The sequence below is a fragment of the Psychrobacter proteolyticus genome (genome assembly GCF_039762275.1).
Lineage (GTDB): Bacteria > Pseudomonadota > Gammaproteobacteria > Pseudomonadales > Moraxellaceae > Psychrobacter > Psychrobacter proteolyticus_C.
Genome location: NZ_JBDLOB010000005.1, coordinates 131,345 through 145,604 on the forward strand (window position 1 = coordinate 131,345; position 14,260 = coordinate 145,604).

Annotated in this window: 13 protein-coding genes; 7 read left to right on the forward strand and 6 right to left on the reverse strand. The window is 43.5% G+C overall.

What is annotated here, in order from left to right:
* Nucleotides 1-264: 264 nt before the first annotated feature.
* Nucleotides 265-1,347 carry a serine hydrolase gene (locus tag ABFV72_RS09465; RefSeq protein WP_347163379.1) on the forward strand — a complete coding sequence of 361 codons (1,083 nt, stop codon included), beginning with the start codon at nt 265-267 and terminating at the stop codon, nt 1,345-1,347.
* A gap of 86 nt (nt 1,348-1,433) precedes the next feature.
* A complete protein-coding gene (locus ABFV72_RS09470; RefSeq protein ID WP_347163380.1) occupies nt 1,434-2,102 on the forward strand; it encodes a thiamine phosphate synthase in 669 nt (222 codons plus the stop codon).
* A gap of 65 nt (nt 2,103-2,167) precedes the next feature.
* Here the strand turns inward: ABFV72_RS09470 and ABFV72_RS09475 are convergent, their stop codons facing one another.
* Nucleotides 2,168-2,497, reverse strand: a complete 330-nt coding sequence (locus ABFV72_RS09475; protein ID WP_347163381.1) for a TraR/DksA family transcriptional regulator — start codon at nt 2,495-2,497, stop codon at nt 2,168-2,170.
* 471 nt (nt 2,498-2,968) lie between these two features.
* Between ABFV72_RS09475 and ABFV72_RS09480 the strand changes: the two genes are divergently transcribed.
* The 5 genes from ABFV72_RS09480 (at nt 2,969) to ruvB (ending at nt 8,134) form a co-directional block, all read left to right on the forward strand.
* A complete protein-coding gene (locus ABFV72_RS09480; RefSeq protein ID WP_347163382.1) occupies nt 2,969-4,183 on the forward strand; it encodes a phosphoglycerate kinase in 1,215 nt (404 codons plus the stop codon).
* Between the two features lie 257 nt (nt 4,184-4,440).
* Nucleotides 4,441-4,827 (forward strand): hypothetical protein, encoded by a 387-nt coding sequence (locus tag ABFV72_RS09485; RefSeq protein ID WP_347163384.1) that lies wholly within the window; start codon nt 4,441-4,443, stop codon nt 4,825-4,827.
* 411 nt (nt 4,828-5,238) lie between these two features.
* Nucleotides 5,239-6,276, forward strand: a complete 1,038-nt coding sequence (fba, locus tag ABFV72_RS09490) for a class II fructose-bisphosphate aldolase (RefSeq protein ID WP_057760953.1) — start codon at nt 5,239-5,241, stop codon at nt 6,274-6,276.
* A 78-nt stretch (nt 6,277-6,354) separates the two neighbouring features.
* Nucleotides 6,355-6,975: a Holliday junction branch migration protein RuvA gene (gene ruvA, locus ABFV72_RS09495; RefSeq protein WP_165597025.1), complete on the forward strand. Its 621-nt coding sequence runs from the start codon at nt 6,355-6,357 to the stop codon at nt 6,973-6,975.
* Between the two features lie 175 nt (nt 6,976-7,150).
* Nucleotides 7,151-8,134, forward strand: a complete 984-nt coding sequence (gene ruvB / locus ABFV72_RS09500; protein ID WP_057760949.1) for a Holliday junction branch migration DNA helicase RuvB — start codon at nt 7,151-7,153, stop codon at nt 8,132-8,134.
* 105 nt (nt 8,135-8,239) lie between these two features.
* Here the strand turns inward: ruvB and ABFV72_RS09505 are convergent, their stop codons facing one another.
* The 5 genes from ABFV72_RS09505 to ABFV72_RS09525 form a co-directional block, all read right to left on the reverse strand.
* Nucleotides 8,240-9,667, reverse strand: a complete 1,428-nt coding sequence (locus ABFV72_RS09505) for an FAD-binding oxidoreductase (protein ID WP_347163386.1) — start codon at nt 9,665-9,667, stop codon at nt 8,240-8,242.
* Nucleotides 9,668-9,763: 96 nt separating this feature from the next.
* Nucleotides 9,764-11,425 (reverse strand): ABC1 kinase family protein, encoded by a 1,662-nt coding sequence (locus ABFV72_RS09510; RefSeq protein ID WP_347163388.1) that lies wholly within the window; start codon nt 11,423-11,425, stop codon nt 9,764-9,766.
* 102 nt (nt 11,426-11,527) lie between these two features.
* The gene (locus tag ABFV72_RS09515) at nt 11,528-12,232 is read right to left on the reverse strand and encodes a ubiquinone biosynthesis accessory factor UbiJ (protein WP_347163389.1); all 705 of its coding nucleotides are present in this window, start codon (nt 12,230-12,232) and stop codon (nt 11,528-11,530) included.
* A 118-nt stretch (nt 12,233-12,350) separates the two neighbouring features.
* A complete protein-coding gene (gene ubiE, locus ABFV72_RS09520; RefSeq protein WP_347163391.1) occupies nt 12,351-13,451 on the reverse strand; it encodes a bifunctional demethylmenaquinone methyltransferase/2-methoxy-6-polyprenyl-1,4-benzoquinol methylase UbiE in 1,101 nt (366 codons plus the stop codon).
* Nucleotides 13,452-13,541: 90 nt separating this feature from the next.
* Nucleotides 13,542-14,255 carry an FFLEELY motif protein gene (locus tag ABFV72_RS09525; RefSeq protein WP_347163392.1) on the reverse strand — a complete coding sequence of 238 codons (714 nt, stop codon included), beginning with the start codon at nt 14,253-14,255 and terminating at the stop codon, nt 13,542-13,544.
* Between the last annotated feature and the right edge of the window lie 5 nt (nt 14,256-14,260).

A 14,260-nucleotide genomic window follows, 5' to 3' on the forward strand; every position in this document is an offset into this window, starting at 1 on the left:
CGAGTAATCATAACATTCGAAGTTAAATTATATTGCTGCAGTGTGAATTGATGTTTCTAGAATATAAATTGGTTGTAGTAAAGTTTGAACGAAGCCAAAAAAAACTACTAAATCAGTTTGATAGATTAAACTTAAATGTAAACCATGATACACTAAAAATACAAAAGCTCTATGTGAGTACTTACAAACACATCTATAAACGCTACGTACGTTTTTGGCGTCAGACAATATGTAACTGGCGTAATAGCGACAGCAGGAGGCATAATGAAGCAACTACCATTAACCAAACAGCAATTGATCGCTGCTATGATTTCATTGAGTTTGGGCAGTGTTGCACAAGCCGCACTTACAATTAATGGTAGCACTGATACTACTTCTAGTGCACGCCTAAGTTGGGGCGGCGCTGATAGCTTGTCTGAAGCTCGCAACATTATGTACAAGTCTAATGGCTCTGCTATTAAGAAAGTCGATAATGGCTACGGCACTACCAATATTACAAATACTAATAGTTTTGCTAGTAGTAATAACACCAATAGTGCCCGCTATAACACAACCTACCGTGGGGCTTTCGGTAGCAGCGATATGATTCCGATTAGCACGGATTCACGTAGTGTTGCGGTGATCGACGCTGAGACTGGCGAATCTATCTACGAAAAAGATGCTGATATCGCGCGTCCTATGGCTAGTATCACCAAGGTTATGACGGCTATGGTCGTATTGGATGCAGGCCTTGATATGCGTGAAGAAATCACACTTGATCCAGAAGATTTTGTTGGTCCAAAGCGTGCAAGCTCACGTTTGAAATCAGGTGATCGTTTAAACCGCGCTGAGATGCTATTAATGGCGTTGATGAAGTCTGAAAATCCAGCAGCGAAGAGTTTAGCGCGTAATTACCCAGGTGGCTATGATGCCTTCATGCGTGCGATGAATCGTAAAGCGCAAGACTTGGGCATGAATACGGCATTTTTTGGTGATCCAACTGGACTTGATAAGCGAAACGTAGCTTCTTCAAAAGATTTGGTCAAAATGGTACGTGCTGCTGGTAACTATGATGTGATTCGTCGTTTTTCTACCACTAAGAGCTATGACTTTTTCGTCTCAAACTACTCAAGTGGTAACCGCACCTATAAAGCCAGTAATACCAGTACATTGGTTCGTGACGGCAGCTATCCAATCGGTATCTCTAAAACAGGCTTTATCAATGAAGCCGGACGTTGTGTTGTAATGGAAACTCGTGTCAATAATCGTCCTGCGATTATTGTTATCTTGGGGGCAAACAGCTCAGCAACACGTTGGGGCGATGCTAAAAATATCTTAAATAGTTTGGCTACACGCCGTACAGTATAAGCTATCTGTTCTAAATGTATAGAAAAGCTGTTATATCATATAACGGCTTTTTTATTGTGTTGAATTAAGAATTAAGGATACACGCTATGAGTTATTCACCATTCTCCTCAGTTATGCCTAAGCTATATTTGTTGACCAACGACGATGAGTTCGAGCTGTTGTATCAAAAGCTAGAGGCAGCCTTGTCAACAGGATTGATTGCGTTATTACAAGTTCGTCGTAAACAAGTTCTAAGCCTACCTGATGGGGCTTTAAAGCTTTTTGATGAGGCGCAAAAAATCGTTGAGTTAGCTAAAACATACAACGTGCCAGTTGTTATTAATGATGACGTGAAGTTAGCCGAAAGGCTTGGCGTAGGGGTGCATCTTGGACAAACAGACGGCAGTATCGGTGATGCTCTACAGTCCCTTTCACCGCATCAAATCATTGGTCGTACCTGCCATGGTGATGTAGATCTAATTAAAGAAGCAAAAAACGACGGCGCAAGTTATGCTGCGATGGGTGCTGTATTTACTTCTACAACTAAGCCAAATGCTAATATCATTTCGCGTCAGCAGCTTGTGGAAGGGTGTCAGCAAGGCATACCAATATGTGTGATAGGGGGGTTAACCGCAGAAAATGTCTCAGAGCTGGTAGATTTGCCCATTGCGCTTGTGGCAGTAGTCGGGGATATCATGGATCTACCAGTAGCAGATATAGCTCAGCGCTGTCATGAATGGCAGCAGGCATTTTCTAAATGGAAAATACCTACTTGAAGTACTCTTTTTAGAGAGGTTTTAGAGTAGCAATAGTCTTATAATAGAATATTAATATGACAGCGCTACTCAGCGTGTTCCATACATAAGGTGGCATAGGGTAGCGCTTCTAAGCGTTGCTCTTCGATCTGTTCACCGCAGACTTCGCACTCGCCATAAGTACTGTTTTCAATTCGACTCAATGCATTTTCGACATAGATTAAGCTTTGACGTGCCTCGCTCATCAAATTTTTACGCATGTCATTTTGACGATAGGATATGGCCTGATCTTCCCAATGTTCATTGAGATCATCTTGCGGATTTTGAATGTGATCTTCTATCTTATCAATTCGAGATTCGTACTCATCTTTTAATTTTAATAGGTTTTGTTTCGCAGTGTGTAAGTTGATGCTCATTATTTTCTCCTAATGGATTATTTTTATTGTCAATGTTTCTATCATAAAGAGCTTGACTGCTGAGTACCACCACGAAATGTTACGGTTTATTGACTATGCTCAAAGCTAGCAACGGCAATTGTTGTCATCGAATAATGGTCTGAGAATATAGACTAAATATTTTAAACATGCTGAAATTTGTGTCAGGTTGCTTGTGAGACTGCGCTAGAAAACTGGTAGAATACATCGCCGCTAAATTCTGCTTACTTGATCGATCCATTAGAGTGGTTTGATAAGTGTCAGAGCCAAGCGTTAAAAACATTAATAAGTAATAAAGCGGATAGTGGCTATATGGCAGGCGAGTGAGAGTGCTACAAAATAGTAGCTCGAGCTTAGCACTGAATCTGATTTATATAGAGTTGACTATAATGGTCATATTAGTAACGACAGTAATCGCAAATTAACAGGCATATTGATGCATAGGAGCAGGTAATGAATTTTTTGCGTATGAGTGAGTTGAACTTAACGGATAAAGTGGTCTTAATCCGAGAAGATTTAAATGTGCCTATTAAAGATGGTAAGGTCACGAGCGATGCGCGCTTACAAGCCAGTCTTCCTACTATCAAGATGGCGCTCGAAAAAGGTGCTGCGGTAATTGTTTGCTCACATTTAGGCCGCCCAACAGAAGGCAATCCTGAAGCTGTATATTCATTAGCACCAGTCGCTGAATATTTGACGGAAAAATTAAGCTCGCAATTATCGACACCTGTACGTCTTAATAGTGATTACCTTACCCAAGGTGCCAATGTAAAATCTGGCGAAGTGGTTCTATTAGAAAATGTACGCTTCAATGACGGTGAAAAGAAAAACGATGCCACGCTAGCGAAAAAGTACGCTGATTTGTGCGATGTGTTTGTGATGGATGCTTTTGGTACAGCGCACCGTGCACAGGCATCAACAGAAGGCGTTACGCAAGCGATGCGTCAAGCAGATAAAACTGTGTGTGCAGGGCCATTGTTAGCTGCTGAGCTTGATGCTTTGAGCCTAGCGCTTGAAACGCCAGCACAGCCAATGCTCGCTATCGTTGGTGGGTCAAAAGTGTCTACCAAATTAGAAGTGCTACACAGCTTGGCCGAAGTGTGCACGCAAATTATTGTTGGTGGCGGTATTGCTAATACTTTCTTAGCAGCACAAGGTCACAGTGTTGGCGCCTCATTGTACGAAGCAGACTTGCTTGATACTGCACGTGACATTATGACCAAGACTGAAATTCTACTGCCTGAGTACGTCGTAGTCGCTGATAAAAACGACATTGATTTTGCTGACTTTACTGGCTCATTGCAAAAAGCCACCGCAACGATCAAATCAGTTGATGCGATTGGTGACAATGACATGATATTGGATATCGCACCAGAAAGCGCAAAGCGACTTGCTGATGCCATTATTAATGCAAAAACCATCTTGTGGAATGGTCCAGTGGGTGTATTTGAGGTCGATGCTTTCGGGCAAGGCACACAGATATTAGCTACTGCTGTAAGAGACAGCGATGGTTTCTCTATCGCGGGCGGCGGTGATACGTTAGCGGCTATCGATAAATATCAAGTTGCTGATGGTGTGAGCTATATGTCAACAGGTGGCGGTGCGTTTTTAGAGTTTGTTGAAGGTAAAGTACTTCCGGCAGTCGCTGCGCTGCAAATAGATGCCTAACTAGTTAACGATACTCTGTAGCTTAGTAACATTAGACGTACAACTAACTTTAAATAACTAAGGTAGTCTGTAAAAATAATATTTTAGCTGTTGATTTGCTTGTTTTTATTGATATAAGTAAGCGCAATAGCCATCGATTATTATTAAGCAGTCATTATTTATTTATATACTGAAAATTATTATTGCATGTCTGATTCGCACTCTATAAAATAGCGCGACCATGTATTTTGACATGCATTATTTACGAGAGGTTTATTATGTTAAAACGTCATTTATTACTTGCTAGCATACTTGCTGGTACCTTTGCAATCACTGCATGTAGCCAACAAACAGAAGAAAACACAGAAGCTGCTGTTGAATCTGCTGGCGATGATGCTGCTGCAAACGCTGATGCTGCTGCCGCTGAAACAGACGCTGCTGCTGCTGAAGCTGAAGCTGCTGCTCAAGACGCTGGTGCTGAAGTTGCCGAAGGCGCTGATACTGCTGGTGCAGCTGCGACAGACGCTCTAGAAAACACTGGCGATGCTATTGCTGAAAGCACTAACACAGCGGTTGAAAATACTGCTGAAGCTGTTGCTGATGGCGCTAACGCTGTCGCTGATGGCGCAAATGATGTTGCAGTTGATGCAGAGCAACAGTACTAAGCTACGCGATAACTAAGCACTATAATGACTGATTTACTGGGATTATATCGATTGATAGATAATCCCAGTAAATAGTATCTAAAAAGGGTCATTGCTTTATAAGCCTCAAAATACTAGAAAAGCCTTGGTGATTGCCAAGGCTTTTTGCGTTGTATGTCATTGTGCAGTTTATAAAGTAACAGTTTATGAAAGTTAAACTGAGATCAAAAGACGGTATAGACTGACAAATAGTCGGTCAACTGCTACGAAGACAGAACAATTTTTGCTATAATCACCGCGTGGTAATCATATCCAATAGCATTCAGATTTTTACTAACCTATATACGGTCAGTATGGTCGAATATACAGTGAAATGATTGCTATCAAGCTGTTTTTTAAAATACTATTCAAAATCTAATCAGAGAGCGTCTTATGGCCCTAATATCCTTACGTCAACTTCTAGATCATGCCGCTGAACACAGCTATGGTGTTCCTGCCTTTAACGTCAATAACTTAGAGCAAATGCGTGCAATCATGATGGCTGCGGATGCTTGTGATTCACCTGTTATTGTCCAAGCCAGTGCAGGCGCACGTAACTATGCAGGGTCAGCATTTTTGCGTCATTTGATTATCGCTGCTATCGAAGAATGGCCACATATTCCAGTAGTGATGCATCAAGATCATGGCATGTCACCAGCTATCTGCCAACGCTCAATCCAATTAGGTTTCTCATCAGTGATGATGGATGGCTCACTCGGTGAAGATGGCAAAACGCCAATGGACTATGATTACAATGCTAGCGTCACGCGCGAAGTTGTTAAGATGGCTCATGCTTGCGGTGTCTCTGTAGAGGGCGAAATCGGTTGCCTAGGTAGTCTTGAAACTGGTATGGCTGGTGAAGAAGATGGCTCTGGCGCTGAAGGCGTATTGGATCATGAGCAGCTTTTGACCAGTGCTGATGAAGCTGAACAGTTTGTAAAAGATACCAATGTCGATGCGTTAGCGATTGCTATCGGTACTAGTCATGGTGCCTATAAGTTCACACGCCCACCGACAGGCGATATCTTATCTATTGAGCGCGTAAAAGAGATTCATGCCCGTATTCCTAATACTCACCTTGTTATGCATGGTTCTTCATCAGTGCCACAAGAATGGCTGAAAGTTATTAATGAAAATGGCGGTGATATCGGCGAAACTTATGGCGTGCCAGTTGAGCAAATCGTTGAAGCGATCAAGCATGGCGTACGCAAAGTAAACATCGATACGGATTTACGTCTGGCATCAACCGGTGCTATCCGCGAATTCCTTGCAAAAAATCCAAGTGAATTTGATCCACGCAAATACTTTAAAGCGTCTATGGTAGCGATGTCAGATATCTGTACCAATCGTTTTGAAGCGTTTGGTTCTGCAGGTCAAGCACATAAAATTCGCCCAACCAGTCTTGAAGGTATGGTGAACTTTTACCAATAAGACTGTGTTGTAGAACGTAGTTGTTAATCATGAAGTAGCAGCTGATTTTATAATATTCTACATAAGAGGTTGTAAATAATGATTGGATTGATTACCGGACAGGTGCAGTACTTGATGGCACCAACGGCTTGTATCATGACGACCTCTGGTGTGGGTTATGATATCGAACTGCCATTACCTTCGTTTTGTCAGTTACAGCTTAATGAACAAGCCAGCATTTGGACACATTTCCATGTTCGCGAAGATGCCCAGTTGCTATACGGCTTTATCGATCGAAAAGAGCGTGATGTCTTTCGCCAGTTAATTAAAATTAACGGGGTTGGGGCAAAAATGGCCTTGGCTATGCTGTCTGCAATGTCAGCAGCTGAGCTAAAGATGCACGTCGAGCAAGAGTCGGAGACGGCATTAACTCGTATCCCAGGAATCGGTAAAAAGACGGCGCAACGTTTATTGATTGAGCTAAAAGACAAGCTAAAAAATATCGACGTTGATAATGGTACGTTTGAATTGACGCCTCAAGAAACTACGATTTCTCACGAAGGCAGTATCATCGCTGAAGTGGAAGGCGCGTTGATTAGCTTGGGCTATAAAGAAAAAGAAGCTCAGCTAGCGATTAAAGCTGCTAAGAGTAAAGGAGATACTTTTGCTGATACTCAAGGCTTATTAAAAGCTACTTTACAGCAGCTATCTGGCTTTTAATTCATATTAATTAGCCGTCTATCGATGACAACCACATAATGTATTAAATTAATAAGCGACATTAAATGTCGCTTATTTTCGTTTTAGTGCTCACTTAATGAGGTTTTGCATGACTTATGCGCAGCGTTTGGTTATGCTATTTGTTAACTAATTTTTTAATATAATGATAAATTCTATGACGCAAGATCGTTTAATTAATCCGCTAGAAGGTGCAAGTGACGCTCCTGATGCCAATATCCGACCAGCATTATTGGCTGAGTATATTGGTCAGCCGGTGGTACGTGAGCAGATGGAAGTGTTCATCGGTGCTGCTCGTGGCCGTGACGAAGCGCTAGATCACACACTTATATTTGGTCCACCGGGTCTGGGCAAGACAACCCTCGCTAATATCATTGCTCGTGAAATGGGCGGCAATCTGCGCTCGACTTCCGGGCCTGTGCTTGAGCGCCCAGGAGATTTGGCAGCCATGCTGACCAATCTAGAAGCAGGTGATGTGCTGTTTATTGATGAAATTCACCGTTTAAGCTCGGTCATTGAAGAAATTCTTTATCCAGCGATGGAAGATTTCCAATTGGACATTATGATTGGTGAAGGGCCTGCTGCGCGTTCTATCAAGCTTGATTTGCCGCCGTTTACTTTAGTAGCAGCAACGACGAGAGCAGGACTGCTAACCTCACCACTGCGTGACCGTTTTGGTATTGTACAGCGCCTCGAGTTTTATAATATTGCTGATCTAACAACGATTGTCAGTCGGGCAGCACGTCTAATGCGTGTACCAATGAGCGAAGACGGCGCTGTAGAGATTGCCCGCCGTGCACGCGGTACACCAAGGATTGCTAACCGCCTATTACGCCGTGTGCGTGACTATGCCGAGGTAAGAGGTGACGGTAGTATTAATGGTGCGATTGCAGGTAGCGCGCTAGATATGTTGGCAGTGGATAGACGCGGTCTTGATCATTTAGACAGACGCTATATCGAAATATTGCATGAGCGCTTCGATGGTGGTCCTGCGGGTGTTGAAGCAGTGGCAGCAGCGATGGCTGAAGACCGTGGTACGCTTGAAGATGTGATTGAGCCGTATCTGATTCAACAAGGTTATGTGCTGCGTACTGCTCGTGGCCGTGTACTGACACAGATGGCAATCGATCAGATGCTATAGTAATCAGTATTTAACAAAAAGAATGCGCCTACTTTTGTTTGAAAGTAGGCTTATTTTTTTGGCTATTGCTTTGGTTTTAGTATGGTCTTAGTTTTTCTAATAGTATTAGGAAATAGATAAAGCCTCAGGCCATATTTTCCCTGGGTTAAGGATGTTTTTAGGATCGAGGGCTGCCTTGATAGCTTCCATAAGTATCAGCGCATTACCATGTTCTTGCTGCATATATTTTTGTTTGCCTTGTCCGATCCCGTGTTCACCCGTACAAGTACCGTCCATCTCGATAGCCCGCGTGGCGAGACGACCGATAATACCCTCAGCAGTAGCTACCTCTTCAGGATTATTGGTATCGACCAATAATAAAACATGAAAGTTACCGTCGCCTACATGACCCACAATTGGTCCAATCATCCCTGATGCTTCAATATCTTTTGCAGTGGCGCTGACACATTCTGCCAAGCGCGAAATAGGTACGCAAGCGTCAGTCGATAGGGCGCTTGTCTCAGGACGTAACGCACAGCTAGCATGATAAGCATTGTGTCTTGCCTGCCAGAGACGTTTACGCTCAGCTTCATTGGTATCCCAAGCAAAATCACGACCATCAAACTCTTCGATAATATCAGCAAACATTTGCGCCTGTTCAGCAACACTTGCCTCTGTACCGTGAAATTCAACAAATAGGGTAGGCGTTTCGGTTAGATCGAGATTGGCATATTGATTACATGCTTTGATTTGCATTGCATCAAGCAGCTCGATACGAGCAATAGGTAAGCACATCTGAATCGTTAGCATTACTGCCTGGCAAGCATCTTCGATGGTTGAAAAATGACAAATGCCGCTGCCTATACACTCGCTAATACCAAATAGTTTCAGCGTGACCTCAGTGACAATACCAAGCGTACCTTCTGAGCCTATCATTAAGCGTGTTAAATCATAACCGGCCGCAGACTTCTTAGCGCGTGTGCCTGTTCGTACGATATCGCCACTTGCGGTTACTACTTCTAGTGCGAGTACCACATCTTTCATAGTGCCATAACGTACCGCATTAGTACCTGAGGCGCGAGTGGCGACCATGCCACCGATACTGGCATTAGCGCCGGGGTCTATCGGAAAAAACAGCCCTGTATCACGCAGATAGTGGTTTAGCTGCTCACGCGTCACACCAGGCTGAACGGTAACAGTCAAATCTTCATTATTGACCTGTAAAATAGCATCCATCGCATGCATATCGATGCACAGTCCACCATAGGGAGCATTTAATTGTCCTTCCAAAGAAGAGCCGATACCAAAAGCAATCACTGGCATTTGATGCTGATGACAAATCTCAACAGCTGCAGCTACTTCCTGTTTGTCCTGTACGGTTAATACTGCATCTGGCGGCTGATTGGCTAACCACGTCATGGTATGGCCATGCTGCTCACGCACTGTAGTGTTCAAACTCAGTTGCTTGCCAAAACGTTCTTGCAAAGCTGTGATAGCCTCACTATAGTCTGGTTTACTAGTGTTATGGGTCTGTGACAGTGGTAGCGCTGACATGAGGGTTCCTATAGATAACGAGAATATTTAGCATTAACTTAGCATATTCAATATCCATTTGATATGCTTTATTGACAGACATTTGTTCTATTATAACTAAGTTAGGATGCGCCAAACAACCACTAGAACAGCTAGTATATAAAATATAGGTGATAGCCAGCCGATGACTTGCGTAGCGATAGCGATAAATATAGCAAACCCTGCGAGTGCCAACCAATCACGACGACGGTCATTTAGCATGTCAGCACGAATCTGTTGTATTTCACGTAGTTGACTGTCTTGACGAGAGCCTTGTGAAGCAAGGCTTTGTAGCCCTTGATCTAATAGTTTAGGAATATCGGTGGTCGACAGGAGCATTTCAGGCAGTTGTTGGCGCAGTTGCTGTAGATTACGCATAGGATCTAACTGCTCTTTAATCCAACTGCTTAGAATTGGCTTGGCAAGTGACCAAATATCAAGGTCAGGATATAAATCACGACCGAGTCCTTCCACATGGACCAAGGTTTTTAGCAGAAGCATCAGCTGCGGTGGGATACTCATATGATGTCTACGTGCAATGTCCAAAATCTGCATCAGTACGCCAGCAAAGTCGATATCATCGATTGATTTTTGTAGCATAGGACCAACGGTACGTTTCATATCACGCATCAGGGCATGCTTATCAGCATTTGGTGGTATCCAACCTGCACGACTGACGATATCAACTACAGCGGTAAAGTTATTGTTCATTACGGCAAGTAACATCCGCGCCACGATGAGCTGATCGTCTTTTGATAAAGTACCCATGATGGCGCAATCAAGCCCGATATAACGTGGCTCATGACCTAAATCAACTGCTTCCATACCTGCATGTAGAGTTTGCACAGGTGGCGTCTCTACGAATACATTGCCTGGATGCATATCAGCATGAAAGAAGTTATCACGGAAGACTTGGGTGAAAAATATGGTTAGGCCTTTTTCTGCAAGCGCTGCACGGTCATAACCTAACTGATCAAACATCTCAACTTGTGAGATAGGGACGCCTTGGATACGCTCCATGACCATCACGTTTTTTGCAGCGTCATAAACTTCAGGCACATACATCAATGCTGAACCCAAAAAGTTATTACGCATCTGAGTAGTATTATCAGCCTCAAGCGTTAAATCTAACTCGTTGAGCATGACTTGCCGATAATCTTCGACAATATCAATGATATGGATGGCACGTGCCGCCTCAATGCGTGCAGATGCCCAACTTGCCAATTCCCGCAACAGTTCAAAGTCAGAAACAATCACAGTGCGAATATCAGGGCGCACTACTTTTACCACGACTTCACGCCCATCATGTAGGGCAGCGGTATGAACTTGGGCGATAGAAGCGGCCGCTAACGGTTTGATATCAAATCGGGCAAACAGCGTTTCAATCGACTGGCCAAGACCATGTTTAGGGTGTTGAATTTGGGCGACAGCGATATCAGCGTCAAAAGGCTTAACTTTGTCCTGCAATTGAATCAATTGAGCGATAATCTCAGGTGGTACCAAGTCGCGACGCGTTGAGAGTAACTGGCCAAGTTTCAAAAACAGCGTACCCATGTCCTCAAGCGCATACTTAATCGCATTTGGTTGGTGCTTTTTGCCCCATGCTGCTGGATGAATGCGAATTAATCGCGCCAAAGGTTGCAGCTGCGGTGCTTCTTCAATAGAAAAATGGGTATCAAGGCGATACATTGCGGCGATACGCCAAAGCTCAAGTAGACGAGCGCGGTGCGATAATAGCATGAGGTTAGGTACTCTAAACAAAGACGAAAATGGGGTAAGCGCTGTGCTTAATCGTAAATAGTACTATCGGTAATAGCGTTCATTTATAATTGATGCAGTCGGCTATTGATGAAACGAGTTGTTAAGAAACTGCGCTTGCTCTTCTTTGATAGCAGCAAGTTTGGCTTCTTCTCGTTCGACGTCAGCACGTAATTTTAACAATTGCTGCTTAAGATCATTTACTTCAGCCACCTCGATAGGGTCAGGTGTGCTATTGCCAGCCACTTCATTGGCCCAATCACTAACGTCATCAAAAGCACGTTTTGCACTATGACGCCAGCTACCTTTGAGCTGAGAGATAAGGAGATGTAACTGGCTAGCCATTGGCTTACCAATAAACGGCTCAAGCTGTCCAGCCACGTCAGGATCAAACCCTGCAACCAGTTGTTTGAGCTGCATCAGCACCTTGTAATCACCAGCGATTGGCAGGTTACCTTCTGCGCCACGCATTAGATTGAGCAGTTGAGCGGCATTGTCTACAGTGATGGTACAATCTGGACGACTATGACCAAAACGTGCGCGCTCTATGCTGGCTTTTTGGCGCTCATTCATTTGGCCACTTGGCTCAAATACGCTCTCCGTCGTGACCGGCTCAAAGCGCAAACGCTCATGAGTGAACAAGATGTCTAAATGAATCTCAGGCAATCCCATATTAAGACGTAACACTTTACCTGCAAGCGGTGCTAAACCTGCTTTGGTAATCTCATCACTAGCAATAGCAATGTTAATTAGCTTTTCGGCACCAGCTAATAGAAGGACAGTCAGCATAAGGCTCTCGCATCGTTAAGTGAGCGCCTTTGCATTAGCTGCATCAGCGCATCATGTGTTCGTGTTAGTTTCAATATAGTCTATTAAACGTAATAGTCTTGCCAATCGTACTTTGTCGTTACGATTTAAATCCGCGATGGACAGCCACGATGCCAGCAGTCAAGTTATGATAATCGCAGTTCTCAAACCCAGCTTGTTGCATTATTTGCTTGAGTGTCTGCTGATCAGGGTGCATACGAATTGACTCAGCCAAGTACTGATAACTTTCAGCATCATTAGCAATTAGCTTACCCATCACTGGCAATGCAGTAAATGAATACAAATCATAAGCCTTAGATAATGGCTCAAATACTGGCTTTGAGAATTCTAAAATCAATAGACGACCGCCTGGCTTCAGGACGCGATACATAGACTTTAGCGCGGCATCTTTGTCTGTGACGTTACGCAGACCAAAGCTAATGGTGACCAAATCAAAGCTTTCGTCATCAAAAGGAGCTAATGTCTCAGCGTTTGCCAATACAAAATCAACGTTATTACAGCCTGCATTGATCAGGCGCTCACGACCGACTTCCAGCATCGCAGCATTGATATCAGATAGTACCACGTGGCCATTTCTACCAACTTCACGGCTAAATACTTTAGCCAAATCACCCGTACCACCCGCAATATCAAGGACATGCTGACCAGCGCGCACGCCCGATAAACTAATCGCATAGCGCTTCCATAGACGATGAATACCGAATGACATCAAGTCATTCATGATGTCGTATTTTTTGGCAACAGAAGTGAATACGTCAGCCACACGTGCTTGTTTTTCTGCTTTATTGACTGTCTTATAGCCAAAATGCGTCTGCTCATTACCATCTGTTTCAGGCGTGTGCGGATTATTGATGTCATCACGCTGATTGAACAGTGTCTGTTTTATCGTTTGCTCTGAAGGGTTTGTACGAGTCGTTTTGTCGTTGTTTGGCATAGTGGTTTGTTGGCCTTGCGGTGTCCCAGTTGGTAAATCTTGAACTTTAGTAAAGTCGCTATTGTCGTCATTAGCAACGCTATTATTCTTGCTCGGCACGACATTGGTTGTTTGGTTACGTAATATCTGCGCGCTAATCTGTTGGTTATGAGCAATACTGTCTTTTACTAGCTTGTCTTGCAAATGACCATTGGTCGTTGTGGCTTGATTAGAAGGAGCGCTGCTATCTTTTGAATTATCAGTCATCATGTTGTCCTAGAATTTATTTTTATGATTGTCTTTATCGGAGGAAATCGTTAAATAGTAAGCGTCAATTAGCTATTTAGCGTATTGACCTTATGATACACCAAACGCTACTGGCTTACTGCCATTATCCGTATCATGAACCTGATCGATAATGGACAGTTCACGCTCGCAGAACGGCTCAATAAAATCGCTGACGCTGCTCAGAGGTTTCATGGCCTTAAAGCCTGTATCAATAAAATCATAAAGCGGCTGGTAACCATGACGATAGGCTGTACTTTTTGCTAGTGCAAAGGCTTTTTTGAGCATAAACGAGTTTAGGTGTTTGTCCGTGCGATAACAGACATCTTTTAAATTGGCAATCTGAACTCGTCGCTCATCTTCTTCATCGACAGTACGATAGGCGGTTAGCATATTCTCTTCGTTCACTGGCAAATCTTGAGTGAGTAACCACTGGGCTAAATGAAGATCTAGCTCAATGGCAAAAATCGCCGCTTGGATGCCCATGCTACCAGCCTCTAGGGCTGACTCTTTAGCAAGACGTTCTAGCTTTTTTGCTTTTGGCAAGATACGTGCTAACTGCTCTGCCAATAACTTGAATTCTTCGCCGCCATATAGTTGGGTGAGGAAGTAATCTGCCATTAGTTGGTTTTTAGGTTGTTCAAATAGCTCGCGATGCGTTTGCTGGAGACGTGCTTGTTGCCATGATTGTACTTCTTTGAGCTTAGCGTTTAATGCATCATCTTGGTGATGAGGCATCGCCCAAAAACGTGTTAAATGCTGTTGTAAATCAGCTAAAGCGGTCATGGCAG